Consider the following 26,972-nt stretch of genomic DNA (forward strand, 5'->3'; position numbering starts at 1 on the left):
GCGTCAGTGACGCTCCATCATGACAGACGAAAACGATATCGACGGCCTCCTCGACGAACTCGAGGCCATCTACGAAAAGAGTGTCGCCAATCTCCACAGCGCGCTGCGCGCCTACGCCGAAGATGGCGAGCGTCCCGCCCAGAACGAGCGCGAGAGCGGCCTCTTCGCGTATCCCGAACTGCGCATCGTCCACGATCCGCGTAGCGAGGTCCCTGTTCCCGGACGCGCCTTCGCCCGGCTGAACCAGCCAGGCACCTACTCGACCTCGGTTGCGCGCCCGGCGCTGTTCCGGACCTATCTCAAGGAGCAGTTGACGCATCTCATCCGCGACTATGACGTGACGGTTTCGGCCGGACGCAGTCATAGCGAAATTCCCTACCCCTTCGTGCTCGACCAGATCGACCTCGACCTGTCGGGCATTTCCTCGGCCGAACTTTCGCGCTGGTTTCCCTCGACCGACCTGGAACTGATTGGTGACGAAGTTGCGGACGGCGTCTGGGATTTCTCCCTCCACCCCTCGCGCCCGCTGGCATTATTCGACGGGCCGCGCACCGACTTCAGCCTCGCGCGTCTCAAGCACTATAGCGGCACCTCGCCCTGGCATTTCCAGCGCTACGTCCTGTTCACCAACTACGTCCGCTACGTTGACGAATTCGTGCGCTTTGCAATCGACGAACTGCGCCGCGAGGACAGTCGCTTCGTCGGTTTCAGCGTACCTGGCGGCTATTACGAGCGCGGACAGCTCAACGATGCCGAGGCGCAGATTGCGGCGGGCACTTGGCGGCGTCACCAGATGCCCGCCTATCACCTCGTTGCCGAAAACGGCGAGGGCATCACGCTCGTCAACATCGGCGTCGGACCCTCGAACGCCAAGACGATCTGCGACCATATCGCGGTGCTGCGACCCGAGGCATGGCTGATGATCGGCCACTGCGGCGGCCTCCGCCCCAGTCAGACGATTGGCGATTATGTGCTCGCTCACGCCTATCTGCGCGATGATCATGTCCTCGACGACGTGCTGCCGGTAGAGATCCCCATCCCCGCCATCGCCGAGGTTCAGACGGCGCTCTTCAACGCGGCGATCGACATTACCGAAGAGAGCGAGGACGAGCTGAAGAAGCGGCTTCGCACCGGCACGGTCGTCACCACCGACGATCGCAACTGGGAATTGCGCTTCACCCTGTCGGCGATGCGCTTCAACCAGAGCCGTGCGGTCGGCATCGACATGGAAAGCGCGACCGTCGCTGCGCAGGGCTATCGTTTCCGCGTCCCCTACGGCACCCTCTTGTGCGTGTCGGACAAGCCGCTGCATGGTGAACTCAAGCTGCCGGGACAGGCCAACAGCTTCTACGAAAAGGCTATCAGCCAGCATCTTCGCATCGGCATCAAGGCGCTCGAGCATCTGCGCCACGAGGGCGACGGATTGCACAGCCGCAAGCTGCGCAGCTTCGACGAGCCGCCCCTGCGATGACCGACGAGGACCTGATCGCCGCCGCGCGCGCGGCCGCCATGAAAGCCTATGCTCCCTATTCGGGCTTCTCGGTCGGTTGCGCGATCGAAAGCGAAGATGGCGAGGTCGTCACCGGCGCCAATATGGAAAACGCCTGCTACCGCCTCGGTATTTGCGCCGAGCAGAGCGCGCTGACGGCGGCGCAACACGCCTTCGGCCTCGCCCGCATCAGGCGCATCGCGGTGGCGGGTGGCGATGGTTCGGGAGAGGAATTGGCGGGGGCCCAGAGCGTCACCCCGTGCGGTGGCTGCCGACAGGCGATCCTCGAAGCCGCGCATCTTGCAGGGCGTGACCTCGCCATCCTTGCCGCATCGGGCGATGGACGCGCGGTCGAACGTCTGTCGATCCGCGACCTGATCCCCCATGGTTTCGGACCTGAGAATCTCGCCGACGGGGCCTAGGAAGAGGTCGGTGCGGCTAACGCTCCCTACACCCGCCTAAGGCGTTGGAAAATCAGGCGATGCTCCCCAAAAGCGATGAGGCTTGGGGAACCCGAGCAAGCGGGCGGGCATTGTTTTCCAAGCCCGTGACGGGCATAGCGGCAAGGGCGTCATGATCGAAACCGTCAGCATCCTGAGCGTCCAGCTCGGAATATTCGCCTTTCTGGCGATCAAATGCTGTGCGCTTCATTATGCGATGCGCGGCGAAAGTTCGCTTGGCTGGCTGACGGGGGCGCTTCTGAGCGCGGTTGCGATGTCGATCGCGTTCGAGCTGCTGCCCACCTCGCCTTTCGAGGCCGCGGTCGGTTTCATCGGCATTCCTGCTGCCCTGTTCTGCATCGCCAACGCCGTGCGGCTCATTGCGCGCGACGATCGGCGCTATGCGACCTTTTGGGCCGCAGTCGCGACGGTCTGTCTTGCCTGCACCAGCCTGCTCCTGCTCGGCACGCCCTATCTCATCGTGGGTTCGCTCTTCAAAGTGACGCTCGCGCTGGCGGCTCTCGAACCCGTCTATCGTCTCATGCGGCGTGACCACCGCTCGCTCGTCGACCGGATGGTGATAGCCTGCGCCGCCCTTCTTGCCGCCACATTCCTCGTTCGCCTGCCCTTCTGGTGGACCCGTCAAACCCTGTCCTCGTCGGTCGGCGATTTCACCGGGTCATCCGGCGAGACCGCGTTCCTCTACGCCAGCGGCGCGATTGCGAGCCTGTACGTCCTGATCCTGATCGGGCGGGGACTCATGGGCTTCGTCGGCGATCTGCGGACCCTGTCTCAGCGTGACGAACAGACCGGCCTTCTGCGCCGCGAATATTTCATGAGCCTTGCCCAGGAACAGCGCGGCAGGTTCGGCGCGCTCCTCTATTGCGATCTCGACTGCTTCAAGGACGTCAACGACCGCTACGGCCATGCGCGCGGCGATGCGGTGATCGAGGCCGTCTCCAAGGCGCTGCGCGACATCGCCCCGGTGTCGGGCCGCGTTGGTGGCGATGAGTTCGCGGTGCTCCTGCCTCGCGCCTCCGCCCATGCCGCGCACGCGCTTGCCGAACGACTGCGCCATCGTGCGACCGAGCAGACGAAAAAGCTCGATCTCGGCGAACTCGCGCCCACGATGAGCGTGGGTGTCGGCGTCTATTCGGGCGAAGAAGATCTCTCGCGCATTTTGGCGCGTGCCGACGATGCGCTTTACGCCGCCAAGCGCGCGGGCCGGAACCGGACGGTCATGCTCGTCTCCGACGTCAATGGCGTGATCGAGCAGGACGCCTCCATGCAGGCCCCTGCGGTAACGACCGCCACCGCCTAGACGAAAATCGCGATCTGCTGGCGACCGATGGCGAGGCAGTCGCCGCACTCGCTCCACAATTTCATGTCCTGCGTCGTCATGCCGCTCGCGGCTTGATCGGCTTCCGCCCGGGCAAGCACCCACCCCGCCGGATCGTCCCATGGCGCAATCATATCGACGTGCCAGGTCACGCTGGAGAGCGGCCCCATCACGGGGAACCGCGTGATCGCCGCGGGCGGCGGTGCGTCCGCAATAGCGAGCAAAGCGGTCGTCGGGTCGCAATCGGGCGCCTCGGTAAAGCGCGACCAGACGGCCATCATCGCCTCGCCCCCCGATCCGCCCTGAGAACCGCCGCCGAGCCGCATGTCGAAGTTCGCGGTGAACCCGGGCGCGCGGCTTTCAGAATGTCCGAACAAGGGCCCCGATTGTTCGGGCGCCAGGACCTGCGGCAAGGGCGGCGAATCCACGGATACCTCGCTCTCGCGGTCGGCGCCGAAGACGAAACTGGCGCGCAGCACCGGCCCCTCGTCGCTGACCGCCTCGACCGCGACCATCGTCGTCGAGCGCCCGCGCCGTAGCAATCCGGGCATGAAATGCAGCCTGCCCGATGCCGGTCCGACGAAGACGCATTGCGCGCTCCGGAGCGGTGGCAAGTCGTCGAAGTAGCGCCGCGCTGCCTCGTGCGCGAGCGCCAACGTCATCCCGCCATAAAGCGTGCGCCCCTGCGCCCACGCTTCTGGCGCAACGATCGTGAAGCGGTCGCCGTCACGGGCAAAGGATTGTAGCGCGTCAGAAAGATTGGCCATTCCCGAACCCTAGCAAGTCCGTTGCAAACCGCAATCTATGCCAGCTTGATCTCGCGCAGGCGTTCCATGAGATACTCGTGGCTGCTGATCGGCGGCCACTTCGGCTCCTCGCCGTCGGGCACGCAGGACGGCAGCGCTTCGATCTCGAAGTCGGGGCGGAAGTGGAGGAAGAAGGGCATCGAGTATCGCGCGTTACTGGCGCGATCCGGCGCGGGGTTGATGACGCGGTGGCTGGTCGACCGCAGCTTTCCGTTGGTCAGCCGCTGCAGCATGTCGCCGATGTTGATGACGAGTTCGCCCGGCTTGGGACTGACGTCGAGCCATTCGCCCTCGCGCGTCTTGAGCTGGAGACCCGCCTCCTCGGCACCCAGCAGCAGCGTGATCGTGTTGATGTCCTCGTGCGCGCCCGCGCGAATATGCTCGCCTGTCGGCTCGGGCTGCGGGGGATAATGGAGCAGGCGCATGACCGAATTGCCCTCGCGCACGCTGTCGAGAAACCAGTCGGTATCGATCTCGAGATATTCGGCGATTGCGGTCAGGACCTTGCGCCCCGCCGCGTCGAACGCATCGTAGAGCTCGAGAAAGGTTTCCTTGAAGCCGTCGACCTCTTCAGGCCAGACATTGGGCGGCATCACGTCGGCGAACTTGTGTCCTTCGGGCAGTTCGCGCCCGACGTGGTAGAACTCCTTGAGGTCGTGCGCCTTGGCGCCCTTGGCCGTCTCGATCCCGAACGGAGTCAGCCCCCGCGCGCCGCCCATCCCCTCGATGAAATACTGACGCTTCACGTCTTCGGGCAAGGCGAAAAAGGCTTTCGACTTGGCTTCGGCCCGCTCGATCAGCTCTTGCGGGATCCCGTGATCCCGCAGGATGGCGAAGCCGTAGTCGACGAAGCTTTCCCCCAGCTCACGGGTAAAGTCGGGAGTGCCTGCGTCGTCGAGGCTGACGGACGCGACCGTATCGGAGGTGAGAACCTGGTTCATGACGCGCTTCGTAACGCCGCGCGAGCGTGCGTGCAAACATCAATGGAAGCCGCAGCCTCAGAAGCTGAGCAGGAGTCCCGCAAGCGCCGCGCTCATGAGGTTGGCAAGGCTGCCCGCCGCCAGCGCGCGCAAGCCCAGCCGCGCGATGGTCGGCCGCTGGTTGGGCGCGAGGCCGCCGGTCACCGCCATCTGGATCGCGATCGAGGAGAAGTTGGCGAAACCGCACAGCGCGAAGGTCACGATCGCGACGGTGCGCTGGCTGAGGCCCTCGAGGCCGCCCAGTTCGATGAAGGCGACGAACTCGTTGAGAACGACCTTCGTGCCGAACAGGCCGCCCGCCAAATTGGCTTCGTCCCACGGCACGCCGATCAGATACATGATGGGCTGGAAGACATAGCCGACTATGCGCTGGAAGGTGAGACCCTCGACCCCGAACCAGTTGCCGACGCCGCCGAGCAGTCCGTTGGCCAGCGCCACCAGCGCGACGAAGCTCAAGACCATCGCGGCAACCGCGACCGCGAGCTTGACGCCCGTCTGCGCGCCCATCGCGGCGGCCATGATGATGTTGGCGGGCTTTTCCTCGTCGGCGTGCGGATCGACATCGTCGATCTCGGCATCGTCGAGCGCCACGGACACCGCATCCTTGGGCGCGCGTGACAGTGCGACGTCCGCATCTACGCCTTCGGTAACGGTTTTGGGATCGGGCATGATGATCTTGGCCATCAGGATCCCGCCGGGGGCGCTCATGAAGGCGGCGGCGAGCAGGAACTCGATGTCGATCCCCATGGCCGCATAAGCAGCAAGAATGGTACCCGCCACGCCCGCCATGCCGACCGACATGATGGTGAACAGCTGGCTCGGCGCGAGGCGCGCGAGATAGGGCTTCACCACCAGCGGGCTTTCCGACTGGCCCACGAAGATGTTGGCGCCCGCTGCGAGGCTTTCGACCTTGGTGATCCCGGTGATCTTCTGCAGGCCGCCGCCGACCCATTTGATGATCAGCTGCATGAGGCCGACGTGATAAAGGATGGCGATGAGCGCGGCGAAGAAGACGATGACCGGCAGCGCCGCGATCGCGAAACTGTTGCCGCCAATTTCGGGCGTCGCGATCGGGCCGAAGATGAAATTGGTGCCGGCTTGCGCATAGCCGAGGAGATTGGACACGCCCCCCGCCATCCAGCTCAGCACGTCCTTGCCCCACGGCACATAGAGGACGAGCGCGGCAATGGCAGCCTGCAGCGCGAACGCGGCGCCGACGACGCGTAGCCGGATCGACCGGCGATCGGCAGACAGCAGGAAAGCGATCAGCAGGATCAGCGCGATCCCAGCGAAACTCATCAGAACTTGCACGTGTCGCCCTCCCCGGCGTTACCAGACCATGCCCTTTTGCGCGGCCCCCGCCGCGGCGTCCAGCTTTTCGATGGCATCGACCGGCGTCGCCGCCATCAGCAGTTGCGCGCGCCGGTCGGGGCTCATGAACCCCTCGTCGCGCACCGTGTCGCAAAAGGACGCGAACCCGTCCCAGAAGCCGTTGACGTTCAACAGGCAGAAGGGCTTGGCATGATAACCAAGCGCATTCCATGTCCAGGCTTCCATCAATTCGTCCATCGTCCCGATCCCGCCCGGCAGGCAGACGAACGCATCGGTCAGCTCGGTCATCTTGGCCTTGCGCTCGTGCATACCCGGCACCGGGTACAGTTCGGTCAGCCCCTGATGCGCGACTTCGACATCGACGAGGCTCTGCGGAATGACGCCATAGACCTTGCCGCCCGCCGCGAGGATCGTGTCGGCCACGATGCCCATCAGCCCCAGCTTCCCGCCACCATAGACGAGATCGATGCCGCGCTGCGCCATCGCGTTCGCAAGCGCGACGGCGGTATCGGCATAGGCCGGATTGTCGCCCGCCTGGTGGCCGCAATAGATGGCGATGCGATTGAGGTTCACAGGTCGACCAGCTTTCCAAGATCGCTTTCGGGGCGCGCGCCGTAGTGGGCAATGACTTCGGCAGCCGCAATCGCGCCCGTCGACAGGCACTTCTCCAGCCCCGCGCCCTTGGCGCGCGCGGCGAGAAAACCGGCGGCGAAGAGATCGCCCGCGCCCGTCGTATCGACGACCTGCGCGACCGGAACGGCGGGCACGCTCACCCGCTTTCCGTCCTGAAGCGCATTGGCGCCCCCGGCCCCATGGGTGACGACCAGCGTCCTCACCTTCTGCGCCAACCGGTCCTCGGCGGCCGTGACATCCGCCGCACCCGTCAGCATCACGGCTTCGTCCGAATTGCAGAACAGAAGATCGATCCCGCCTTCCTCGATCATCGCCGTGAAGCGATCGCGGCGTTCCGAGATGATGACGCTTTCGGACAGCGTGAAGGCCACTTCCCGCCCGGCATCGTGCGCCACGTGGCGCGCGGCTTCCATCGCGCTGCGCGGCTTTTCGGGGCCGAACAGATAGCCCTCGAGATAGAGGATGCGCGCATCGCGAACGAGGTCGGGACTGACCGCCTGCGGTACCAGTTCGTGACTGGCGCCGGGCGCCGTGTTCATCGTGCGCTGGCCATCGGGAGTGACGAGAATGAGACAGCGACCGGTCGGGCAATCGGCGCTCGCGACAAGCGGCGGCGTATCGAAATGCACGCCGAGCGAGCGAAGGTCATGCGCAAAGATCGTGCCGAACTGATCGGCGGCGATCTGGCCGATGAAGGCCGCCTTGCCCCCCATCGCCGCGATCCCCGCCATGCTGTTTGCCGCCGACCCGCCCGAATGTTCTTCCGCGACACCCATGCTCGCATAGAGACGGTCGGCCTCGTGCGGCGCCAACAGTTGCATCGAACCCGCAGGCAGGCGATGTTCGGCCAGAAATTCCGGCTGGCACGGCGCGATCACGTCGACGATTGCATCGCCCATGGCAACGATATCGAAGCGGGGATCGCTCATGACGCCTTTCGGTCAACTTGGTGTCGGGAAAAAGTCGTGACCGCCTAGCCGCGAGCCTGCGGTGCGTCAATCAAAAGCCTTTATTTCGGGCGCCATTGTCGGCACAAACCCGCCATGATCGACCAGCCCTCGCGCCCCGCGCCGACCGCCATTCCCCTGTCTCTCTTCGCGCTGTCCGTCTTCTATGGCGGCATGGTGTGCATCGCGGGGGTCTTCGCCAACAAGCAGGTCGAACTGTTTCCGATCCCCGGCTTCGGCACGCTGGCGGTCGAGGCCGGCATTTTTGCGTTTCTCATGCTTGTCGTGACCTCATCGGCGGTGACCGAATTGTTCGGCGCCGGGGCAGGCCGCCGCATGGTATTGTTCGGTTTCGTCCCTCTCCTCGTCGCCTCGCTGCTGACGGTCATCATCCTCGCGCTCCCGCCGGCGCCCGAAATGGAAGCCGAGCGGCTCGATGCCCTCAACCTCCTTCTGGCCTCCACTCCGCGTATCTGGCTCGGCGGCATTCTCGCCTACGGCATCTCGACGCTGCTCAATGTCTGGATCTTCGACAAACTGCGGCGTCCGGGCGGCCGACTCCTGTGGCTGCGCAGCGCGGTCGCGGGCATGGTCAGCCAGGCGCTCGACACGCTCATCTTCATCTCGGTCGCCTTTTACGGCGTCTTCCCGATCGCGAACCTGATGGCCGGACAGATGCTCGCCAAGGTCATCCTCTCGGCCGTCCTCTTCCCTCCGCTCATCTATGCGATGGTCGCGCTCGCGCGCCGGCTCGATCGCCCCCGCGTGGAAGCCTGAACCATTCGCCGCCTGGAATGTTGGGCGGTGCATGGACATAAAATTTGACGAACAGAACGGTCGCGGTCGCTGGCATTTCACGCCCGACGGCGTCGAGGAAGAGGCTGAGATGACCTTCAGCCGCACCAACGATACACTCATCATGCTCGATCATACCTACGTGCCGCCTTCCGCGCGCGGACAGGGCATCGGCGAGAAACTGGCCGAACGGGCCGTCGCCGATGCGCGCGAGAAGGGCTGGACGATAATTCCCGTCTGCCCCTTCTTCAAGGCCGAGGCCGAACGACACGGATGGGACGACGTCGTCCAGGGCAAGTAGCCGAGACGCAGGCATGATCACCGACGATTTTCTGAAAGGACGGCTTCGAGAGGCTCTTACCGAGCGCGAACGCGAAGCGCTGGAAGGGGCGATCGACGAGGTCGTCGATGTCCCGTCGCGCACGACGCTCGTCAAACGCGGCGAGAAGGTCGATCGCAGTTTCTACCTCATCGACGGCTTCATGACCCGCTACCTCCAGGACCGCGACGGCTATCGGCAGAGTGCCGGCATTCAGGTCGTGGGGGACTGGGTCGACCTTCATAGCTTCCCCATGAAAAAGCTCGACCATGACGTGGCCTCGCTCGGCGACGTGAAGCTTGCGATCTTCAAGCATCAAACGCTTGGCCGGCTCGTCGCCGAGCAACCGCGGCTCGCGCGGCTGATGTGGTTCTCGACCCTGCTCGATGCGGCCATCCACCGCGAATGGGTGTTCCGCCTTGGACGTCTCAACGCCGAAGGCCGGATCGCGCATCTGATCTGCGAGCTCGCGCGCCGCCTCGAACATGTCGGTCGCTTCGACGGCGAGCATCTCGAGGTGCCGATGCGGCAGGCCGACTATGCCGAGGCGTGCGGTATCACCCCTATCCATGCCAACCGGACCTTTCGTCTCTTGCGCGAACGCGGGCTGATTGCCAGTCGCGACGATCATCTGGGCCTCGTGATCCTCGATCGAGACGAATTGGCGCGGGTCGGCGAATTCCGCGGAGACTATCTCTACGGCGAGGGTGAACTGGAATTGTCCGACCCCTACTAAGTATATCACCTTAAACAATTATCAGCGCGTTTACCGGGAACGCGAACCCTTCTCCTCGCGTCCCTTGAAGAATGATCCCTTCGAAAATCGACGTCCCGGCCCCCTCGCCCGATTCCCGCGACCGCCAGCCGCTCCGCATCGGCATGATCGCGCTCGGAGGATGCATCAAGGCGCCCCCAATCGCCTTCGGGCTGACCCCCGATACGGGCGGGCATATCACCTACCTGATGGACGAGGCGCTGGCGCTTGCCGAGCGCGCGGACGTCGCGGCGGTCGATATCTACACGCGGCGGTTCGACGCGCCCTATCTCGGGCCTGAGTATGCCGAGGCGGAGGAACGTGTCAGCGACAAGGTCCGCATCCTTCGCGTCTCGAGCGACAACCCCCGCTACCTGTCGAAGGAAGCGCTCGCCGACGATCTTGCGGGCTGGACGGCCGCCCTAATCGAGAGGCTGGAACAAGAACCACGGCCCGACATCTTCCACGCCCATTTCGCAGATGCCGCCGCGGCGGCCAGTGCCGTGCGAGAGCGCTTCAAAATTCCCTATGTTTTCACCGCCCACTCGCTTGCCGCCGACAAGAGCGATGCGATGCGCGAGTTAAGCGAGGGACTGACGCGGCGGCTGGCACAGGAAGGCGCCGCCATCGCGGGCGCGGACGCCGTGATCGGTTCTTCGCGGGACGAATGCGAACGTCAGTTGATGCGCTACGAGGGCGCGCGGCCGGAACGCATCCATCATGTCGCGCCCGGAGTGGCCCGCATTCCCGAGGGCGCGGCTGACACGAACGCCGCACGCCGATTGATCGCGCCCTTCCTTCGCGAGCCCGGCAAACCCTTTCTCCTCGCCATCGCCCGCCCGGTGGAGAAGAAAAACCTCGTCGCGCTGATCGATGCGTACGGCTGCGACAAGGAATTGAGAAAGCGCGCCAATCTCGTGATCCTGGCGGGCCTTCGCGACGACATCGCCGATGAAGAGGATGAATGCCGCCAGGTACACCGGGCCATGCTCGACACGATCGACCGCCACGACCTCTACGGCTCGATCGCCTATCCCAAGCGTCACACCCGCAATGAAGCCGACGGGCTTTACGCCCTCGCCCGCGAGCAGCGCGGACTGTTCGTCAACAACGCGCTGTTCGAACCGTACGGACTGACCATTGTGGAAGCGGCAGCACACGGCCTCCCCGTCATCGTGACCGATCAGGGTGGGCCCAAGGACATCATCTCGCATTATGGTCACGGCGTGGCGGTCGACCCCCGCGACGGCGCGGCGCTTGCGCGTGCCGCCAATCGTCTTCTTGGCGACCACCGGGCCTGGGCCCGTCATTCCGCCTCTGCCCTCGAAAAGGTCGATACGGGCCAGTGGGATGTCTATGCCGCGCGTTTCCTTTCCGTCGCCCGCGGCCTGCTGCCGAAAAATGCGGTGCGGCAGCCCAGGCCCGACCTTCTGGTCTTGTGCGACATCGACAACACGCTCACCGGCTGCGCCGCCGGCGCTCGCCGCTTCGGCCGCCTCATCGATCGCCAGAGCGCATGGGCGTTCGGAGTCGCGACAGGTCGTTCGTTGCAACAGGCGGACATGGTGCTCGATCGCTGGGACCTGCCGCATCCCCGGGTCATGATCACTTCGGTCGGAAGCGAAATCTACTGGTGCGCATCGGACGGCGCGCGCGAACGGGATGACGACTTTTCCCTGATGATTCGCGAAGGCTGGCATCCCAAAGCCGTCGAGGCGGCGCTCGCGAAAGTCGCCGGACTTGCGCCCCAGCCGCTCCTCGAACAACGCGAGTTCAAGCGATCCTACACCTTCGATGACCCTTCGGTCGTCGCCGAGGTTCGCGCCCGCTTCGACGATGCGGGCCTCGATGCACGGGTCATCGCAAGTCACGCCACGCTTCTCGACATTCTCCCCGCGCGCGCGGGCAAGGCCGCCGCCCTCTTCTGGGTCGCCTCGAAGCTCGGCATCCGGCCCGAACGGGTCGTCGCCGCCGGAGACAGCGGAAATGACGAGGACATGCTGGCGGCCTGTCCGAACGCGGTTCTCGTCGCCAACCACGAACCTGCCCTTGCCCACCTGATCGGTCGGAAGAACGTCCACGCCGCTGCTCGTCCGCATGCGCTGGGCGTCGTCGAAGGGGTCCTGCGCGCCTCGCGCTCGATGCGGAGGGCAGCGGCATGAGACCGATCGGCTATTTCGTCCACCACCAGGGACGCGGTCATCTCAACCGCGCGGCCGCCATCGCGGCGCGACTGGTCGAGCGTCGCCCCGTCACCCTCTTCTCGCATCGCTTCGACGAGGCGGTGCCGCTCGATGCGCGCATCGAGACCGTGCATCTCCCCTCGCTTTTCGAACCCGAGGGCACGGAACCCGTCGCCATGCCGGAAACGGCGACCCCGGAAACCTTGCATTGCGCGCCGCTCGGGTGGCCCGGGATCACGCGAGCGATCGCGACCTTGGGACGCTGGTTCGAGAGTGCGCGTCCCGCTCTTTTCATCACTGACGTGAGTGCCGAACTGGCGCAGTTCGCACGCATCGCCTCGGTACCGCACGTCGCCGTCCTCCAGCACGGCGACCGCTGCGATGCAGGCCACGCGAGCGCCTACGACGGCGCGATCGGACTCCTCGCGCCCTATCATGCCGCGCTCGACCAGGGGGACCGCGCCCGCTGGGCAGAGAAAACCCGCTTCTTCCCCGGGGTCGGCGTCGACCCCGTGCCATCGAAGCGCGCCGAGGCACGGCAGCGGCTCGGGATCGACCCGTCGCAGCGCCTCGCGGTCGTTCTCGGCGGCGGTGGCGGGGACGGGCTTCCCACGACGCCGCTCACCCTCGCCGCACGCGCCCATCCGTCGATGCGATGGGTGACGCTCGGCAAGGTTCGCCATGAATGGCATGCCACCACGCCTTCCAATCTCGAGCATCTCGGCTGGGTCGAGACGGTCGCCGACTGGCTCGCCGCCAGCGATCTCGTCATCTCCTCGGCTGGGAACAGCACGGTGCACCAGATCCTCGCGCTCGGACGCCCATGGATCGTCGTGCCCGAATGGCGCTATTTTGCCGAGCAGCGCCGCAAGGCCGAGGCCCTTGCACGCGCCAAGGTTGCCATCGCGCCGTCCGACTGGCCTGCCGACATGATGCATTGGCAACGCGCCGTGGACGACGCATTCGCGCTCGACCTGTCGCGCCAGCGCAGCCTCTTCGATCCGGGAGCCGCCGAAGCAGCGGCACGCTGGATCGACGAGACCGCGTGCGCAATCTGGTCCGAGAAGCCTGCCGAGAAGGAACTGGCGTCGTGACCATCAGCGTCTGCACCATCGGCGCGGGCCGCGCCGCGCATCTCGACCTTCTCGTGCGCGGCCTTCGCGCATCGCGATGCCAGCCCGACGAATTGGTCATCGGGGTCATGCAGGACCAGCTCTACGACCTGCCCGAGACGGACTTTCCGATCCGCCAGATCTTCGTGACCGGCGACGGACTGCAACTGGCCAAAGCCCGCAATACCGCCGCCCGCGCAGCACGCGATGACCTGCTCGTCTTTCTCGATATCGACTGCATCCCCGCGCCCGAACTCGTCGGCGACTATGCGGACGCGGCGCATGCGGAAGGCATCCTGATGGGCGAAGTCCGCTATCTCCCTCAAGGCGCCACCGAAGGCGGAATCGACTGGGAAGCGTTCGACGATTGCTCGGTCGAGCATAGCGAGCGCGCCGGTCCTCCCGTCGAACCGCTCGGCCCCTGCAGCGACTATCGCTGCTTCTGGTCACTGAATTTCGCGATTTCCAAGCGAACGTGGGACGACATCGGCGGGTTCGACGAAGGCTACGACGGCTATGGCGGCGAGGACACCGACTTTGGTCGTATGGCGCAGGAAGCCGGACATCGCTTCTGGTGGGTCCGCGGTGCGCGCGCCTATCACCAGTATCATCGCCACCACATGCCGCCCGTCCACCATCTCGACAGCGTCATCGCCAATGCCGAGCGGTTTCGCGACAAATGGGGGCATCATACGATGGAGCATTGGCTGCGCTGCTTTCGGCTCATGGGGCTCGCCGCGCCGGTTAACGGGCGATGGAAGCGCCTTCGCCCCACGCGCGAGGAGGACCTGCAGCTCACCCGCCAGCAGGAACACCAGCCTTATGCGAGTTCGGCCACCGTCCTCGAGCAACTCGAAGCGCGCGAAGCGGCACCCGAGATGGCGCTCTCGTAAAGCGCTTCGTATCGTTCGAGCATCCGCTGCTGGCTGAAGAGACCTGCTCGACGAAGACACGTATCCGCAGCGATCGACGATGCGCGCCGCATCGCTCGAGCCAGACCCGCCACATCGCCTTCCTCGACAAGGCAGCCGGCCTCGCCGACGACTTCCCCGATCGCACCGCGGGCAAAGCCCGCAACCGGTGTGCCGCATGCCAGCGCCTCCGCCGCCACGAGGCCGAAAGGCTCGTCCCAGCATGGCGTGACGAGCGCCACCCGGGCCCGGCGATACGCATCGCGCAGCCGGTCCGCAGACTGCGCGCCCTCGTAGCGGATCTGATCTCCGAGCAGCGGCGCCACCGTTTCCGCGAAATAGCCCTCGTCCTCGATCGGTCCGTAAAGCGACAGCGGCATTCCCGCCGTCAATGCCGCGCGGCAGGCCATGGCGGTGCCTTTCGTCGGCGTTATCCGGCCGATCCAGACCGCGCTCTCGCGCCGTTCGCGACCCTGTCCCCACCGATCGAGATCGATGCCGTTGGGAACGGCGGAGAAATGCGGATGGCCTCCGGTGGGCCAGTGTTTCAGCTGCGAACGGCTCACGGTCACGAACCGCTGCCCGGGATCGTCGCACACTTCTTCGACGGCCGAGGAGAGACGGGCGAACGGCGGCACGTGCAGGACGGTGACCATCGCGATCCCGTCCCGCGCCGCCCAGCGCGGAATATCGCCATAAAGGCAATTGTTGTGGACGACATCGGGCGCAAAACCACGCATCTCGTCCCATGCGGTGTTGAAGATGCGTTTCTGCATCGCGTCGAAGCGGGCATCGCCGTGCCAGAGCGCCCACGGCATGTCTGCTTCGTAATGCCGCTCACAGGCGGGCACGAGCGGCAAGGACGGATCGCTGTCACCCGATGCGAAGAGCGCGACCTCGTGCCCCCGCGCCTTGAGGCTGCGAACCAGCGCGTGCGTATGCGATTCCATCCCGCCCTTGAACGGAGGACGGATCGGGAAGCGCATATGCGCGATGACCGCGATGCGCCGAGGGACGGAAGCTGTGAACATCATCCTCGTTCAATGAACGGAAGCACCACCACGCTCCGGCAGACGACGCCCACAGGGCCGCAATAGCGACTAACATTTGTCACCCCCCGCCCAGCGCGTCGCGGCGATTGAACCAATCGCGCCCCCCGCGCCTTGGTAGCGGTGGCGGCCCGCGCGAAGACGTGGACCTTTTCCACCGTCGAACATCACCGGGACGAGCGAGCAGGCACGCATGAGATTAAGTGAGAACTTCTGGAATTTCCGGGGCTCCTTCAAGGTCGCCAAGGTTATCGAGATCGGAACGCATATGTCGCTCGTACGGCGACCGAACGGCAAGTTCCTCGTTCTCGACAGTTACGATCTGGACGGCGAGCAGCGCGAGCAATTGCTGCGTCTTACCGACGGCGGCGCGGCGGTCGAAGCCATCCTCAACGTCCATCCCTTCCACACCGTCTTCTGTCGCGCCGCCCATCGGATGCTTCCGAACGCACGCCTCCTCGGCACACGGAGACACCTCGATGAGGTCGCCGACCTGCCGTGGGAAGACCGCCTTCTCGAAGATCCGGCGACCCAGGCCGAATTCTCCGACAGCCTCGACTTCTCGGTCCCCGATGGCGTCGATCTCGTGACCGAGGACCCGAACGTCCATGCCGGCTCGGTGTTGGTGCGCCATCGCGAGAGCGGGATCGTCCATGTCGACGACACGCTCAATGTCATCGCTGCGCCCGGACTGCTCGGCCGCCTTCTTCCTCAGTCCTCGCTTAAGTTCCATCCGATGCTCGGCAAGGCCTTGGAAGACCGGCCCGGCGCCGCCGCGGATTTCGAGCATTGGGCACGATCGCTTGCAGACGACTGGTCGGACACGCGGATCGTCTGCGCCGCCCATTCCGACGTGCGTCGCCTCGGCCCAATGGGGTGGCGCAAAGAAATCCTCAAGGCGTTGAAGGGGGTCGGCAAGACCCTCGACAAACACCGAGAGCGCTTCGCCTAGGGGTCAGCGCGCGGCGGTGTTGCCGATGAAGCCCAGGCCCGCCCCTACCTCCGCGAGTAGCTCGAACGAACGAATACGGGCCTCGTGATCGAAGATCTGCGAGGTCACGATCAACTCGTCGGCCCCAGTGCGTTCGACGAACGCTTCCAACTGTCGCCGTGCGGTTTCCGGCGATCCGATCGCGGAGCAGGAGAGCACGCTTTGGAGCGTCTCGCGCGCCGTCGGCGGCAGGGTCTCCGCATAGCCTGGGCTTGGCGGAGGAAGTTGCATCGGCCGACCCGAGCGCAGGGCCACGAAGGCCTGCTGGATCGATGTCGAGAGCAAAGCGGCCTCTTCGTCGCTTTCCGCGACGAACGCGTTAAAGCCGAGCATCACGTGTGGCTTGTCGAGATGCTCCGACGGTTCGAAAGTGCGGCGGTAGAGCGCGATCGCCTGCGTCATCATGTGCGGCGCGAAATGCGAGGCGAAGGCATAGGGCAGCCCCAGCGCGGCCGCCAGTTGGGCGCCGAAAAGGCTCGACCCGAGAATATAGACGGGAATATCGAGACCCTCGCCGGGAATGGCGCGGACGCGTCCGTGCCGTCCTTCGAAATAGCCCATCAGTTCGACGACATCGTTGGGGAACTGATGTTCGTCCGTCGTCATGCTGCGTCGCATGGCATGGGCCGCGATCTGGTCGGTGCCGGGCGCCCGGCCCAGACCGAGGTCGATGCGCCCCGGAAACAGCGATTCCAGCGTTCCGAACTGCTCCGCGATTACCAGCGGCGCATGGTTGGGGAGCATGACGCCTCCCGATCCGATGCGGATGGTCGAGGTCTGCGAACCGACATAGGCCAGCGCGACCGCGGTCGCGGCGCTGGCGACGCCAGGCATCGAGTGATGTTCGGCCATCCAGTAGCGGTGATAGCCGAGCCGTTCCGCCGCGCGCGCCAGATCTGCGGACTGACGCAGCGCGTCACCTGCTGTGCTACCCTCTACGATGGGCGCGAGGTCGAGAACCGAAAGTTTGGGCATGGATAAGAGATGGTCGACACGCGCCGCAATTCAATGCCACCTCGTGGATGGACGCCGGTCGTTGGCGGCAAGAGGGCGAAAGCCATCCGCTGACGGCGTCGTCAGCCCGCCGGCCCTAGCGACCCCATCCCCTGACCCGCAGGATCCGCGCCGTCTGGCCGTTCGACAGCGTCGATCCGGCGGCGACATTGACGAGCGCATCGCACGCCGCCAGCGCCGACTGCGCACCGCTGTCCTGCAGCGACAAGGCGGATGCGGCGCGACCGTCCGCATGCTCCTCGATCCTCGATAGGAGAAAGGTTTGGCGCGAGCCTGTCTCGACAGTCTCCCCCTCGTAGCGCGCGTCCTGCCATTGCGGCGCCGCGATGCCGAGCATCCGCGCCATCATCGGCCGCAACAGAAGGTGAGCGCCGACGAAGGCCGACCCCGGATTGCCCGGCAGCCCGAGGAGGGGCGTCTCGCCGAGGCATGCGCACCAGCAGGGCTTGCCGGGCTTCATGGCGATCCGCTCGAAACCGAGCGTTCCGCCAAGAGCCGTCACCGCGCCGCGAACGAAATCGCGCTCGCCGACCGATGCGCCGCCGGCGACAAGCAGGAGATCATACTGTCCGATGGCCTGCGCTATCGACCGCTCGACAGCCTGCGGATCGTCGGGGAGGAGCGGCAGGCGGCAGGGCTCGCCGCCCCAGTCCTCGATCAGCGCTGCGAGCATGGGGCCGACGCTGTCGATGGCCGAGGTCGGCGTGACAGGCGATCCGACCGGCACCAGTTCATCGCCCCCCGTCAGCACGCCGATCGACGGGCGCCGCCTGACGCGGAGCATCGCTTCGTTGGCGGCAGCCGCGAGCGCGATCGCCCCGGCATCGAGCAATGTGCCTGCCGGCAGCAGCGCGTCGCCCGAGCGGAAATCGGCACCGACAGGACGGATGAAATCGGGACCGCTCGGCGTCTCGATCACGCTGACCTCGCCCTCGCCATCGTCGAGCAGTTCCCGGGGGACGACCCGCTTCGCTCCTTCAGGAACGACTCCGCCCGTGGCGATCTTGATCGCTTGGCCTGTGCCGAGCGTCACCGCCGCCGCCGTGCCGGCGGGCGCTTCACCAACGAGGCGGAAGCGCTGGCCACGCTGCGGCGCTGCATCCGCCACCGCGATCCCGTCCATCTTGGAACGCCGCGTCGGGGGCTGGTCATGCGCGGCGCGGACCGGCTCTGCGAGGATCCGCCCCCGCGACTGGTCGAGAGAGACCTCTTCGTCGTCCAGCAGGCCGACCAGGCCGATCGCCACTTCGAGCGCACTGTCGAAGTCGATCATCGCTGCCAGTCGCCCGACTTGCCGCCGCTTTTTTCCTCGACGCGAATGCTTTCGACAGTGGCGCCGCGGTCGACCGCCTTGATCATGTCATAGAGCGTGAGCGCGGCGACGCTGGCGGCGGTCATCGCCTCCATCTCCACGCCGGTGCGGCCATGCGTGCGGGTGGTGGCGCGGACCTCGATCGCGCAATCTTCGCGGTGGAGCGTGATGTCGATCCGGACCGTGTCGAGCGGCAAAGGATGGCAGAGCGGAATGAGGTCTGCGGTGCGCTTGGCACCCATGATCCCCGCCAGTTCGGCGGTGCGCACGATATCGCCCTTCTTCGACTGACCATCGGCCACCGCCTCCATCGCCTCGGCCGACAGGCGCAGCCAGGCGCTGGCAACCGCGTGCCGATCGGTGGCGGCCTTGTCGCCCACATCGACCATGCGCGCACGGCCCTCGGCGTCGAGATGCGACAGGCGGCTCATCGTTCCGCGAACCGCGGCATGATCTCGACGAAATTGCAGGGCCTGGTGTCGCGCCGCAACTGGGGCGCGATCACCTTGGTCCAGCCATCGCGCACCGCGCCTCCCGATCCCGGAAGGCAGAAGACCAACGTGGTGCCGACCAGCCCTGCGCAGGCGCGCGACTGGAGGGTCGAAAGGCCGATGCTGTCGAAACTGACGCGGTGCCAGACTGGCGCGAAGCCGTCGATTTCCTTGGTGAAGAGCGGGCGCACGGCCTCGGGCGTGACGTCGCGCCCGGTCAGGCCCGTGCCGCCCGTGGACAGGACGACGTCGATTTCAGGGTTGTCGGCATACGCCTGAACCGCACTGCGGATCGCGTCGAGGTCGTCGGGCACAATGCGTCGTTCGACGAGCCGGTGACCCTCCTCGCGCGCGGCAGCGGCGAGAAAGGCGCCCGATGTGTCGCTTTCTTCGTCACGCGTGTCGCTGATCGTCAGGACGGCGATGCCGACCGTGTCTTCTTCGCTCATTCGCTCTCCCGTCGCGGCGGGTCGAGCCAATGCTCGCCCCGTGGCCCGCTTTCGTTTTTCCAGAATGGCGCATCATGTTTGAGACGCTCCATCAATTCATCCAGTGCATCGAGCGCCGCGCGGCGATGCGGCGCCGAGGTCGCGGCGAACATGATCGGCGCGCCCGGCGCCATCGCCCCATGGCGATGGACAAGCCCGATGGCGGTCAGCGCGAAAGCGTCGCGCACTTCAGCGCAGATCCGCTCCAGTTGCTTCTCGGTGAAGCCCGGATAATGGTCGAGGGTCAATCGATCGATCCCCTCGCCCCGCACCACTCCGACAAACGAGGCCACGGCCCCCTCGCCCGCCCTTTGCATGAAGGCATCGAGCAAGGCCCCCGGCTCGAACGGGTCGCGCTGTACGCGGATCATCCGCCGCTCATCGGGGGAAGGAAGGCGATCTCGTCATCCGGCCCGACTGCGACGGCGCCTTGGATCATCTCCTGGTTCACGGCCATTCGCACCGATGGATCGGCCAGTTCCGGCATCCGGTCGGCAAGCGCCGCGCGAAATATATCGCTATCGGTCGTCGCCGCAGGCGGTTCGGCAGAAAGGCCCGACAATCGGCCGAAAAAGAGAATCTTGCCCATCAGCCGCCTGTTGCCGCCATGGGCCGACGCACCGCCGCTTTCGCACCCTTGGCGACGTCGAATTCGTGCCGCGCGGGCTTGATCGAGACGAGATCGCGAATGGCCGCATCCAGGGCCGCATCGTCGGCATGGGCGCGCAGCGGAGCCTTGAGGTCGGTCGCGACCTCATGGCCAAGACAGGCATGCAGTTGACCTTCGGCGCTGACCCGCACGCGGTTGCAGCCCTCGCAGAAATTGGCGGTCAGCGGGGTGATGAAACCGACGATCCCGCCTTTGTCGGTGCGCGCATAGCGCGCCGGGCCGCCGGTACGGATGGGGGTGTCGTGGAGCGGGAAGCGCGCTTCGATCCGCGCGCGCACGGCGGGCATCGGCACATGCTGGGCGGCACGATCCGCGCCAATCTCGCCGATTGGCATCACTTCGATGAAGGTGATTGCCATGGCGCGCTCGTGCGCGAAGGCCACGAGATCGGCGGCCGCATCGAAATTGTCCTGCCGCAGCGCGACCGCATTGAGTTTGACCGCGATCCCTGCCGCCTGCGCGGCCTCGATCCCCGCGAGCACCTTGGAAAGATCGCCCCCGCGCGTGATGCGGCGATATTCCTCGGGGTCGTGATGATCGAGCGAGACATTGATGCGCTCTACCCCCGCCGCCGCAAGCGCCTCTGCATGGTGGACCAACTGCGTGCCGTTGGTGGTGAGCGTCAATTCATCGAGCGCGCCGGAGACGCGATGCCGTCCCAGCCGCTCGATCAACTCGACCGCGCCGCGGCGCACCAGCGGTTCACCGCCGGTGATCCTGAGCTTGGTCACGCCCAGCCGCACGAAGGCCGACCCGAGCCGGTCGAGTTCGTCGATCGAAAGCAGCCGGTCGGACGAGGCGAACCGGGCGCGCGCGGGCAGGCAATAGTGACAGCGCAGGTCGCACCGGTCGGTTACCGACAAGCGGAGGTAGCGAATGGAACGGCCATGGGGATCGATCATCCGCCCGATTGTGACCATATGGCGGGCACACGCAATCCCAATCGGACCGAAACCGCGAGAATGAGGATCGCGGAGAGGATCCGCAGCCAGCGCGACGACAGTCGTGTCGCTCCGACCCAACTGCCCAATGCACCTCCCAGAAGCACGGCAAGAGCCAACGGCCAAACCGACAGCAGCGTCGTGACGAACAGGCTCGTTCCGAACTTCATGCTCTGGCCAGCCAGCCCGGCGAGCGAATTGACGAGGATGAACATGCCGCACGTCCCCGCGATCAGCCGCGCGCTTCCCCAGCCGCGAAGATGCAGTAACGGCGACAAATAGATCCCCCCGCCGATGCCGGTCACCCCCGCGACGAATCCGAGCCCGGCGCCGCTCGCCACATCGTAGGCGCGCGGATGGTCGCGCCCGCGCGCTTCCCGCTTCGGCGCGCCGAAAATCATCACCAGCCCCGCCAGAAAGAGAACGATCGCGAGGACGGCAATGAACACGCCTTCCGGCAGCATGAGCGATCCACCCAGCCAGGCGGCGGGGATGGACAATAGCGCGAGTGGCCAGAACCGCCGCCACGAAAAGGCCCCGACGCTGGCGAAGCGCGAGGCACCTACCGCGACGACGATGATGTTGCAGGCAAGCGCCACCAACGGCACCAACCGCAGCGATAGGCCCGAGAGAACGAGGAGCGCCGTATAGGTCGAGCCGCCGCCGAACCCGACTCCCGAATAGAGAAAGGCCGTCAGGAAGAAGGCGGCGACCATCCATGGCTCGACTGGAATTGCCGTTTCCCTTCTTTCTTTCTTTTCGATCGATCCTGCCGGTCCGAAACATATCGCATCGCTCGGCGGTTCAGGACAGGAACGAGGAGGGCATCTATGACATCAACGGTCACCGTCAATGGGGACGACCACGTCTTGCCGGACGATCCCAGGGTCAGCCTTCTCGATTTCCTGCGTGACCATATCGGGCTCAAGGGCACCAAAAAGGGCTGCGACCACGGCCAGTGCGGTGCCTGCACCGTCATCGTCAACGGCATGCGGATCAACAGCTGCCTCAGTCTCGCGGTCATGCACGAGGGCGACAATGTCCTCACGATCGAAGGGGTCGGGACGCCCGAGGCGCCCTCTGCCCTGCAGCGTGCGTTCGTCGAGCATGACGGCTATCAATGCGGCTATTGTACGCCGGGGCAGATCTGCTCCGCCAAGGCCATGCTCGACGAAATTGCCGCGGGCATGCCCAGCGACGCCAGCGAGAGCCTGACAGAGGCGCCCACGCTGTCGCCCGAGGAGATCCGCGAGCGGATGAGCGGCAACCTGTGCCGCTGCGGCGCTTATGCCAACATCCTTGCCGCGATCGAGGACGTGGCCGCGGGGGACGCGCGATGAAGCCCTTCGACTACCAGCGCCCCGACAGCCTTGCTCAAGGCTCGCAACTCACCGGCGGCGATGCGCAGATGACGATCGCGGGCGGAACCAACCTCCTCGACCTCATGAAATTGCAGGTCGAAACGCCGGACCGCCTCGTCGACATCAACCGTCTTGGCATGAACGAGATCGCCGACGCCGACGATGGCGGGCTCTATATCGGCGCGCTCGTCACCAACACCGCGACCGCCAACCACCAGCGTGTGCGTGCCGATTATCCGGTGCTGGCGCGCGCGATCCTCGCCGGTGCGACCCAGCAGTTGCGTAACAAGGCGACCACCGGCGGTAATCTGTGCCAGCGCACGCGCTGCTATTATTTCACCAACATCGACCAGCCCTGCAATAAGCGCGAGCCCGGCTCCGGCTGCGGCGCGATCGACGGTATCGCGCGTCTTCATGCGATTTTGGGGACGAGCGAGAAATGCATCGCGACCTATCCCGGCGACATGGCGGTGGCGATGAGCGCGCTCGATGCGCGTGTCCATATCACCGGCCCTGATGATAGCGAGCGAACCGTCCCGGTGCGCGATTTCCATTGCCTGCCCGGGGACACGCCGTGGCGCGACAATGTGCTGGAGAATGGCGAGATCATCACGGGGGTCACGCTACCGCCGCCGGTTGAGGGTGAGCAGCGCTATCGCAAGGTACGCGAGCGATCCTCCTACGCCTTCGCGCTGGTGTCGGTCGCGGCGATCGTCGCGATGGACGATGGCCAGATCGCCCGCGCCGACCTCGCCTTCGGCGGCCTCGCGCACAAGCCGTGGCACGATCCGCGACTGACCGAATTGCTGGTCGGCGAGGCGCCGAACGCCGCCCTGTTCGACAAGGCTGCCGACCTGCTGCTCGAGGATGCCGAGGGCTTTGGCGAGAATGACTTCAAGATCCCACTGGCGCGCCGGACGCTGCGCGCGGTCCTGGCTGACGTGACGGAGACTGCGCTATGACCCATCTCAAACAGGACGAAGCGGTCGAGACCAGCCGTCTCGACGATGGCAAGCAGGGCGTGATCGGCAAATCGCTCCCGCGCATCGAGGGGCTCGCCAAGGTCACCGGCGGAGCGCCCTACGCCGCCGAATATGACGCCGAGGAGATCGCGCACGGGGTGCTCGTCACCTCGACTGTCACGCGCGGACGCGTCACATCGATTGACGTGGAGAGCGCGTCCGACATGCCGGGCTTCATCGCCCTCGTCGATCATGACGACCTCACCACCCGCGCGGCACAGGGGACTGCCGGCGAAGCGCCTCAGCAGAAGCCCAAGACGGTCTGCTACTGGGGCCAACCGCTGGCTGTCGTCCTCGCCGAAAGCTTCGAGCAGGCACGCGATGCCGCCAAGGCCGTCTCCGTCACCTACGAGGACGAGGCGGGCGCACCGCTCGACCCACAGGACGTCGAGCCCGAAGACCAGGACGACGAGCATGTCAGCCAGGGCGACCTGGCCCATGCGATGGCGCAGGCGCCCCACAGCGTCGATCTGGTCATCCAGACCGAGGGCCATGCCTCGGCCGCGATGGAGCCCCATGCCGCGCTCGCCTCTTGGGACGGCGACAAGGTGACCGTCCACGCTTCGCTCCAGATGCTCAATTTCAACATCGCCGAATTGGCCGATGCGCTCGGGATCGAGGAGGAGAATGTTCGCCTCGTCTCGCGCTATGTGGGCGGCGGCTTCGGTTCCAAACTGGGGGTCAGCGAGGATGTGGTCGCCGCAGCGTTGGCGTCGCGTAAGCTCGGGCGAGCCGTGAGGGTGGTGATGAGCCGCCAGCAGGTGTTCCAGTGCGTCATGCGCCGTTCCGAGACGCGGCAGCGCCTGCGTCTCGCCTGCGATGACGAAGGCAAGCTCACCGTCTTTGGCCACGAAGCGCTGGTGTCCAACCTTCCCGGCGAGACCTTCTTCGAGCCGGTCCTCCAATCCTCGCACTTCCTTTATGCCGCAAAGAACCGCGAGCTGGCACTCAAGGTCGCGCGTATCCACCGCATGACAGCGGGGTCGGTACGCGCGCCGGGCGAAGCGGTGGGCATGCCCGCGCTCGAAACCGCGATGGACGAGCTGGCCGAGAAGGCCGGCGTGGATCCGGTCGAATTTCGCCTCAAGAATATCCCCGAACGCCATCCCGAAGAAGACCTGCCCTTCACCTCGCACCGCCTCGCCGACTGCCTGAAAGAGGGCGCGAAGGCTTTCGGCTGGAACAGCGGACCGCGCAAACCGCGCGCACGACAGGAAGGCGAATGGTGGATCGGCACCGGCATGGCGAGCGCGGCGCGCGTCCACAATGTGAACGAAGCCAAGGCGCGCGTCACGCTGAAGGCCGACGGTACCGCGCTGGTCGAAACCGACATGACCGACATCGGCACCGGCACCTACACCATCCTCGCGCAGATCGCGGGCGAAATGCTGGGGCTTGGCATCGACGATGTGCTTGTCGAACTCGGCGACACCCGTCATCCCCGCGGCCCCGGGTCGGGCGGCAGCTGGGGCGCGGCTTCCATCGGGTCGGCCGTCTATGTCGCCGCCAAGGGCATCCGTAAGCAGCTGGCCGAGCGTGCGGGCGTGAGCGAAGACGAACTGGCGCTCGAAGACGGCCGCGTTTCGGGTGGCACGAGCCTCATCGACCTGCTGGACGGCGAAGAGTTGTCCGAACTTGGCCATTACGAACCGGGCAGCATTGAGGACGATTATGTCGCTTCGGGCTTCGGTGCCTTTTTCGCGCAGGTCCGCGTCAACCGATCCACGGGCGAAACGCGGGTCGACCGGATGCTCGGCGCCTTCGGTTTCGGCCGCGTCCTCAACGAAAAGACCGCGCGCTCGCAGTGCCTCGGCGGGGTTACCTGGAGCATCGGCGCGGCGCTCACCGAAGCGTTGATGTTTGATCCCAACGACGGGCATCTCGTTAATTGCGACCTTGCCGAATATCATGTTCCCGTGCACCGCGATGTGCGCGATGTGGAGGTCTTGATGCTCGAAGACCGCGACCCGCTCGCCAGCGTCATTCAGGCCAAGGGCATCGGCGAACTGGGCATGTGCGGCGGCGCGGGCGCCATCGCCAATGCGATCTACAATGCGTGCGGCGCCCGGCTCCATCATTTTCCCATTACCCCCGATCGAATCTTGGCCGCCCTCCCCGAATGACTCCGGCATGCGGTGAGGCAAGCGCGGCGTACGACAGCGATCACGCCGCCCTGCGCGCGGCCTGCGAGCGGGATGCAGCACTGGCCACGATCGTCGGGATCGAGGGTTCCTTTTCGCGTCGCCTGGGCGCCCAGTTGGCAGTGGTCCGCAAAGATGTCATTGTCGGCGATCTCGCGGACACGTGCCTCGAACGCCAGGTCGCGGCAGACCTGGGCTCGATCGAGGCGCCCGAAGTGCGTCGCTATGGAGCGGGTTCGGGCGTCATCGATTTCCGCCTCCCCTGCGGCGGCGGGCTCGACATCCTGCTCGATCCCGCGCCCGACAGGGACGCTTGCCGTTCGGCCCTCGACCAGCTCGGCGCGCGCCGCCCGACGCGCCTCCCCTTGCCACCCTGCTCGCCGCTGTCCCATCGCGCCTATCTGCCGAGCCTGCGGCTCCGGCTGTTCGGCGCCGGTCCCGATGCCCTTGCCGTGCGCGATCTCGCTGCCGCGCTAGGTATCGCGCTCGAAGGCAAGGAGATCGACAGCCTCAGCCTCGGGCAACCCAGCGGCCTTGCCCCGGCCGATGCTTTTACCGCCGTCCTCCTCTTGTTCCACGATCATGAGTGGGAACGCGCGCTACTGGCCGAGGCGCTCGAAACCGACGCCTTCTACATCGGCGCGCAGGGCGGGGAAAAAGCGCGGCGCGAGCGACGCCGCACCCTCCTGTCCGATGGGCTCGACGAAGAGGCGATCTCCCGTATTCGCAGCCCCGTTGGCGTCGTCCCCTCCTCGAAGACGCCCCGCATGTTGGCACTCTCCACCCTCACCGAAATCGTCGCGGAATATGAATCGCTGCTCGCCGATGCCTGAGCGCCGCGTCGCCCTCGTCCTGCTGGCGGCTGGTGAAGGCGCGCGGTTCGGCGGCGACAAACTGGGAGCGACGTTCAACGGCAGACCCCTGATCGACCATGCCTTGGCTGCCGCCGAAGGTACGCGTGTTACTCGCCGCATCGTGGTGCGCCGTACGCAGGCGGCTCCGCTTTCGCTCGGTCCCAACTGGCAGCTCGTCGTAAATGCGCAGGCCGCCGAGGGGATTGCCAGTTCGATAAGGGCCGGCGTCGAAGCAGCGCTCGATTGCGACCGCATCGTCATCGCGCTGGCCGACATGCCGTTGATCGATGCCGCCCATCTCGATCGCATCGCGCAGGCGACCGGCACAATCTTCACGCGGCAGGCCGATGGACACCCCGGTCCGCCTGCCGCCTTCGACCGTTCCTCATTTTCGCGACTGGCTGGGCTGCAAGGCGATCGCGGTGCCGCATCGCTCGACCTAGACGATGCAAGGATTGTCGACGCGCCATCAAGGCGGCAGCTTCAAGATGTCGACTGCCCGGAGGACCTCGAAGGTTGGTCATAGACACCTCCTTGCGCGCATTTCCCGTGGGCCTGTGCGTCGAGCGATACCGAGCCATTACTTCGGGCACGGGCC

General features: G+C 65.7%; 29 protein-coding genes. 15 read left to right on the forward strand and 14 right to left on the reverse strand.

The annotated features are described in order from the left end of the window. Positions 1-19: 19 nt before the first annotated feature. From WJS89_RS12225 to WJS89_RS12235, 3 genes are all read left to right on the forward strand, one after another. Positions 20-1,471: an AMP nucleosidase gene (locus WJS89_RS12225; RefSeq protein ID WP_346341258.1), complete on the forward strand. Its 1,452-nt coding sequence runs from the start codon at positions 20-22 to the stop codon at positions 1,469-1,471. After that, on the forward strand, positions 1,468-1,911 hold the full coding sequence (locus tag WJS89_RS12230; RefSeq protein ID WP_346341259.1) for a cytidine deaminase: 444 nt from the start codon (positions 1,468-1,470) through the stop codon (positions 1,909-1,911). The genes WJS89_RS12225 and WJS89_RS12230 overlap by 4 nt, the downstream gene beginning before the upstream one ends. A gap of 151 nt (positions 1,912-2,062) precedes the next feature. Beyond that, a complete protein-coding gene (locus WJS89_RS12235) occupies positions 2,063-3,250 on the forward strand; it encodes a GGDEF domain-containing protein (protein WP_346341260.1) in 1,188 nt (395 codons plus the stop codon). Here WJS89_RS12235 and WJS89_RS12240 read toward each other — a convergent pair. Genes WJS89_RS12240 through WJS89_RS12260 form a run of 5 tightly spaced genes read right to left on the reverse strand, consistent with a single transcriptional unit; the run spans position 3,247 to position 7,948 of the window. Beyond that, positions 3,247-4,035 (reverse strand): thioesterase family protein, encoded by a 789-nt coding sequence (locus tag WJS89_RS12240; RefSeq protein ID WP_346341261.1) that lies wholly within the window; start codon positions 4,033-4,035, stop codon positions 3,247-3,249. The genes WJS89_RS12235 and WJS89_RS12240 overlap by 4 nt on opposite strands. A 35-nt stretch (positions 4,036-4,070) precedes the next feature. Then, the gene (locus WJS89_RS12245; RefSeq protein WP_346341262.1) at positions 4,071-5,015 is read right to left on the reverse strand and encodes an isopenicillin N synthase family dioxygenase; all 945 of its coding nucleotides are present in this window, start codon (positions 5,013-5,015) and stop codon (positions 4,071-4,073) included. Positions 5,016-5,072: 57 nt separating this feature from the next. Continuing rightward, complete coding sequence (locus WJS89_RS12250) at positions 5,073-6,353, reverse strand: NupC/NupG family nucleoside CNT transporter (RefSeq protein WP_431994020.1); 1,281 nt, start codon at positions 6,351-6,353, stop codon at positions 5,073-5,075. Positions 6,354-6,383: 30 nt separating this feature from the next. Then, positions 6,384-6,959, reverse strand: coding sequence for an LOG family protein (locus tag WJS89_RS12255; RefSeq protein WP_346341264.1), 576 nt, complete (start codon positions 6,957-6,959; stop codon positions 6,384-6,386). Further along, complete coding sequence (locus WJS89_RS12260; RefSeq protein WP_346341265.1) at positions 6,956-7,948, reverse strand: adenosine kinase; 993 nt, start codon at positions 7,946-7,948, stop codon at positions 6,956-6,958. Before WJS89_RS12260 ends, WJS89_RS12255 begins: the two co-directional genes overlap by 4 nt. Positions 7,949-8,062: 114 nt before the next feature. On the opposite strand from WJS89_RS12260, the gene WJS89_RS12265 reads away from it, so the two are divergent. The 6 genes from WJS89_RS12265 to WJS89_RS12290 all read left to right on the forward strand — a co-directional run bounded on the left by WJS89_RS12265 (position 8,063) and on the right by WJS89_RS12290 (position 14,022). Further along, the gene (locus tag WJS89_RS12265) at positions 8,063-8,743 is read left to right on the forward strand and encodes a queuosine precursor transporter (protein ID WP_346341266.1); all 681 of its coding nucleotides are present in this window, start codon (positions 8,063-8,065) and stop codon (positions 8,741-8,743) included. Between the two features lie 31 nt (positions 8,744-8,774). After that, the gene (locus WJS89_RS12270) at positions 8,775-9,062 is read left to right on the forward strand and encodes a GNAT family N-acetyltransferase (protein ID WP_346341267.1); all 288 of its coding nucleotides are present in this window, start codon (positions 8,775-8,777) and stop codon (positions 9,060-9,062) included. Between the two features lie 13 nt (positions 9,063-9,075). Beyond that, positions 9,076-9,816 carry a Crp/Fnr family transcriptional regulator gene (locus WJS89_RS12275; protein WP_346341268.1) on the forward strand — a complete coding sequence of 247 codons (741 nt, stop codon included), beginning with the start codon at positions 9,076-9,078 and terminating at the stop codon, positions 9,814-9,816. A gap of 71 nt (positions 9,817-9,887) precedes the next feature. Continuing rightward, a complete protein-coding gene (locus WJS89_RS12280; RefSeq protein WP_346341269.1) occupies positions 9,888-11,996 on the forward strand; it encodes an HAD-IIB family hydrolase in 2,109 nt (702 codons plus the stop codon). Further along, positions 11,993-13,111 carry a glycosyltransferase gene (locus WJS89_RS12285; RefSeq protein WP_346341270.1) on the forward strand — a complete coding sequence of 373 codons (1,119 nt, stop codon included), beginning with the start codon at positions 11,993-11,995 and terminating at the stop codon, positions 13,109-13,111. Before WJS89_RS12280 ends, WJS89_RS12285 begins: the two co-directional genes overlap by 4 nt. Next, on the forward strand, positions 13,108-14,022 hold the full coding sequence (locus WJS89_RS12290; RefSeq protein ID WP_346341271.1) for a glycosyltransferase family 2 protein: 915 nt from the start codon (positions 13,108-13,110) through the stop codon (positions 14,020-14,022). The genes WJS89_RS12285 and WJS89_RS12290 overlap by 4 nt, the downstream gene beginning before the upstream one ends. Here the strand turns inward: WJS89_RS12290 and WJS89_RS12295 are convergent. Then, positions 13,950-15,074: a glycosyltransferase gene (locus tag WJS89_RS12295; protein ID WP_346341272.1), complete on the reverse strand. Its 1,125-nt coding sequence runs from the start codon at positions 15,072-15,074 to the stop codon at positions 13,950-13,952. The two genes, WJS89_RS12290 and WJS89_RS12295, sit on opposite strands and share 73 nt — an antisense overlap. A 208-nt stretch (positions 15,075-15,282) precedes the next feature. On the opposite strand from WJS89_RS12295, the gene WJS89_RS12300 reads away from it, so the two are divergent. Further along, complete coding sequence (locus tag WJS89_RS12300) at positions 15,283-16,041, forward strand: hypothetical protein (RefSeq protein WP_346341273.1); 759 nt, start codon at positions 15,283-15,285, stop codon at positions 16,039-16,041. Between the two features lie 3 nt (positions 16,042-16,044). Here the strand turns inward: WJS89_RS12300 and WJS89_RS12305 are convergent, their stop codons facing one another. The 8 genes from WJS89_RS12305 to WJS89_RS12340 all read right to left on the reverse strand — a co-directional run bounded on the left by WJS89_RS12305 (position 16,045) and on the right by WJS89_RS12340 (position 21,712). Further along, positions 16,045-17,055, reverse strand: coding sequence for an LLM class flavin-dependent oxidoreductase (locus WJS89_RS12305; RefSeq protein ID WP_346341274.1), 1,011 nt, complete (start codon positions 17,053-17,055; stop codon positions 16,045-16,047). Between the two features lie 115 nt (positions 17,056-17,170). After that, positions 17,171-18,367 carry a molybdopterin molybdotransferase MoeA gene (locus tag WJS89_RS12310; RefSeq protein WP_346341275.1) on the reverse strand — a complete coding sequence of 399 codons (1,197 nt, stop codon included), beginning with the start codon at positions 18,365-18,367 and terminating at the stop codon, positions 17,171-17,173. Continuing rightward, on the reverse strand, positions 18,364-18,837 hold the full coding sequence (moaC, locus tag WJS89_RS12315) for a cyclic pyranopterin monophosphate synthase MoaC (RefSeq protein ID WP_346341276.1): 474 nt from the start codon (positions 18,835-18,837) through the stop codon (positions 18,364-18,366). The genes WJS89_RS12310 and moaC overlap by 4 nt, the downstream gene beginning before the upstream one ends. Further along, on the reverse strand, positions 18,834-19,346 hold the full coding sequence (locus tag WJS89_RS12320; RefSeq protein ID WP_346341277.1) for a molybdenum cofactor synthesis domain-containing protein: 513 nt from the start codon (positions 19,344-19,346) through the stop codon (positions 18,834-18,836). Before WJS89_RS12320 ends, moaC begins: the two co-directional genes overlap by 4 nt. Beyond that, positions 19,343-19,756, reverse strand: coding sequence for a molybdenum cofactor biosynthesis protein MoaE (locus WJS89_RS12325; RefSeq protein WP_346341278.1), 414 nt, complete (start codon positions 19,754-19,756; stop codon positions 19,343-19,345). The genes WJS89_RS12320 and WJS89_RS12325 overlap by 4 nt, the downstream gene beginning before the upstream one ends. Further along, positions 19,753-19,974: a MoaD/ThiS family protein gene (locus WJS89_RS12330; RefSeq protein ID WP_346341279.1), complete on the reverse strand. Its 222-nt coding sequence runs from the start codon at positions 19,972-19,974 to the stop codon at positions 19,753-19,755. Before WJS89_RS12330 ends, WJS89_RS12325 begins: the two co-directional genes overlap by 4 nt. Continuing rightward, positions 19,974-20,957: a GTP 3',8-cyclase MoaA gene (moaA, locus tag WJS89_RS12335; protein ID WP_346341280.1), complete on the reverse strand. Its 984-nt coding sequence runs from the start codon at positions 20,955-20,957 to the stop codon at positions 19,974-19,976. Before moaA ends, WJS89_RS12330 begins: the two co-directional genes overlap by 1 nt. Further along, positions 20,954-21,712: a sulfite exporter TauE/SafE family protein gene (locus WJS89_RS12340; RefSeq protein WP_346341281.1), complete on the reverse strand. Its 759-nt coding sequence runs from the start codon at positions 21,710-21,712 to the stop codon at positions 20,954-20,956. Before WJS89_RS12340 ends, moaA begins: the two co-directional genes overlap by 4 nt. A 114-nt stretch (positions 21,713-21,826) precedes the next feature. Here WJS89_RS12340 and WJS89_RS12345 point away from each other — a divergent pair, with 114 nt between their 5' ends. Genes WJS89_RS12345 through WJS89_RS12365 form a run of 5 tightly spaced genes read left to right on the forward strand, consistent with a single transcriptional unit; the run spans position 21,827 to position 26,900 of the window. Beyond that, a complete protein-coding gene (locus WJS89_RS12345) occupies positions 21,827-22,336 on the forward strand; it encodes a 2Fe-2S iron-sulfur cluster-binding protein (protein WP_346341282.1) in 510 nt (169 codons plus the stop codon). Next, a complete protein-coding gene (locus tag WJS89_RS12350; RefSeq protein WP_346341283.1) occupies positions 22,333-23,319 on the forward strand; it encodes an FAD binding domain-containing protein in 987 nt (328 codons plus the stop codon). The genes WJS89_RS12345 and WJS89_RS12350 overlap by 4 nt, the downstream gene beginning before the upstream one ends. Beyond that, entirely contained in the window at positions 23,316-25,502 is a 2,187-nt protein-coding gene (locus tag WJS89_RS12355; RefSeq protein WP_346341284.1) for a xanthine dehydrogenase family protein molybdopterin-binding subunit, read from the forward strand. The genes WJS89_RS12350 and WJS89_RS12355 overlap by 4 nt, the downstream gene beginning before the upstream one ends. Further along, a complete protein-coding gene (locus WJS89_RS12360; protein WP_346341285.1) occupies positions 25,499-26,353 on the forward strand; it encodes an XdhC family protein in 855 nt (284 codons plus the stop codon). Before WJS89_RS12355 ends, WJS89_RS12360 begins: the two co-directional genes overlap by 4 nt. After that, the gene (locus WJS89_RS12365) at positions 26,328-26,900 is read left to right on the forward strand and encodes a nucleotidyltransferase family protein (RefSeq protein ID WP_346341286.1); all 573 of its coding nucleotides are present in this window, start codon (positions 26,328-26,330) and stop codon (positions 26,898-26,900) included. The genes WJS89_RS12360 and WJS89_RS12365 overlap by 26 nt, the downstream gene beginning before the upstream one ends. Positions 26,901-26,972 lie beyond the last annotated feature (72 nt).

Source organism: Sphingomicrobium aquimarinum, assembly GCF_039655735.1.
Classification (GTDB): domain Bacteria; phylum Pseudomonadota; class Alphaproteobacteria; order Sphingomonadales; family Sphingomonadaceae; genus Sphingomicrobium; species Sphingomicrobium aquimarinum.

Bases quoted from the DNA above. Each gene is read 5' to 3' on its own strand.
- WJS89_RS12225 (WP_346341258.1), top strand. From the start codon at position 20: ATGACAGACGAAAACGATATCGACGGCCTCCTCGACGAACTCGAGGCC.
- WJS89_RS12230 (WP_346341259.1), top strand. From the start codon at position 1,468: ATGACCGACGAGGACCTGATCGCCGCCGCGCGCGCGGCCGCCATGAAA.
- WJS89_RS12235 (WP_346341260.1), top strand. From the start codon at position 2,063: ATGATCGAAACCGTCAGCATCCTGAGCGTCCAGCTCGGAATATTCGCC.
- WJS89_RS12240 (WP_346341261.1), bottom strand. From the start codon at position 4,035: ATGGCCAATCTTTCTGACGCGCTACAATCCTTTGCCCGTGACGGCGAC.
- WJS89_RS12245 (WP_346341262.1), bottom strand. From the start codon at position 5,015: ATGAACCAGGTTCTCACCTCCGATACGGTCGCGTCCGTCAGCCTCGAC.
- WJS89_RS12250 (WP_431994020.1), bottom strand. From the start codon at position 6,353: ATGAGTTTCGCTGGGATCGCGCTGATCCTGCTGATCGCTTTCCTGCTG.
- WJS89_RS12260 (WP_346341265.1), bottom strand. From the start codon at position 7,948: ATGAGCGATCCCCGCTTCGATATCGTTGCCATGGGCGATGCAATCGTC.
- WJS89_RS12265 (WP_346341266.1), top strand. From the start codon at position 8,063: ATGATCGACCAGCCCTCGCGCCCCGCGCCGACCGCCATTCCCCTGTCT.
- WJS89_RS12270 (WP_346341267.1), top strand. From the start codon at position 8,775: ATGGACATAAAATTTGACGAACAGAACGGTCGCGGTCGCTGGCATTTC.
- WJS89_RS12275 (WP_346341268.1), top strand. From the start codon at position 9,076: ATGATCACCGACGATTTTCTGAAAGGACGGCTTCGAGAGGCTCTTACC.
- WJS89_RS12280 (WP_346341269.1), top strand. From the start codon at position 9,888: ATGATCCCTTCGAAAATCGACGTCCCGGCCCCCTCGCCCGATTCCCGC.
- WJS89_RS12285 (WP_346341270.1), top strand. From the start codon at position 11,993: ATGAGACCGATCGGCTATTTCGTCCACCACCAGGGACGCGGTCATCTC.
- WJS89_RS12295 (WP_346341272.1), bottom strand. From the start codon at position 15,074: ATGATGTTCACAGCTTCCGTCCCTCGGCGCATCGCGGTCATCGCGCAT.
- WJS89_RS12300 (WP_346341273.1), top strand. From the start codon at position 15,283: ATGAGATTAAGTGAGAACTTCTGGAATTTCCGGGGCTCCTTCAAGGTC.
- WJS89_RS12305 (WP_346341274.1), bottom strand. From the start codon at position 17,055: ATGCCCAAACTTTCGGTTCTCGACCTCGCGCCCATCGTAGAGGGTAGC.
- WJS89_RS12310 (WP_346341275.1), bottom strand. From the start codon at position 18,367: ATGATCGACTTCGACAGTGCGCTCGAAGTGGCGATCGGCCTGGTCGGC.
- moaC (WP_346341276.1), bottom strand. From the start codon at position 18,837: ATGAGCCGCCTGTCGCATCTCGACGCCGAGGGCCGTGCGCGCATGGTC.
- WJS89_RS12320 (WP_346341277.1), bottom strand. From the start codon at position 19,346: ATGAGCGAAGAAGACACGGTCGGCATCGCCGTCCTGACGATCAGCGAC.
- WJS89_RS12325 (WP_346341278.1), bottom strand. From the start codon at position 19,756: ATGATCCGCGTACAGCGCGACCCGTTCGAGCCGGGGGCCTTGCTCGAT.
- WJS89_RS12330 (WP_346341279.1), bottom strand. From the start codon at position 19,974: ATGGGCAAGATTCTCTTTTTCGGCCGATTGTCGGGCCTTTCTGCCGAA.
- moaA (WP_346341280.1), bottom strand. From the start codon at position 20,957: ATGATCGATCCCCATGGCCGTTCCATTCGCTACCTCCGCTTGTCGGTA.
- WJS89_RS12340 (WP_346341281.1), bottom strand. From the start codon at position 21,712: ATGGTCGCCGCCTTCTTCCTGACGGCCTTTCTCTATTCGGGAGTCGGG.
- WJS89_RS12345 (WP_346341282.1), top strand. From the start codon at position 21,827: ATGACATCAACGGTCACCGTCAATGGGGACGACCACGTCTTGCCGGAC.
- WJS89_RS12350 (WP_346341283.1), top strand. From the start codon at position 22,333: ATGAAGCCCTTCGACTACCAGCGCCCCGACAGCCTTGCTCAAGGCTCG.
- WJS89_RS12355 (WP_346341284.1), top strand. From the start codon at position 23,316: ATGACCCATCTCAAACAGGACGAAGCGGTCGAGACCAGCCGTCTCGAC.
- WJS89_RS12360 (WP_346341285.1), top strand. From the start codon at position 25,499: ATGACTCCGGCATGCGGTGAGGCAAGCGCGGCGTACGACAGCGATCAC.
- WJS89_RS12365 (WP_346341286.1), top strand. From the start codon at position 26,328: ATGAATCGCTGCTCGCCGATGCCTGAGCGCCGCGTCGCCCTCGTCCTG.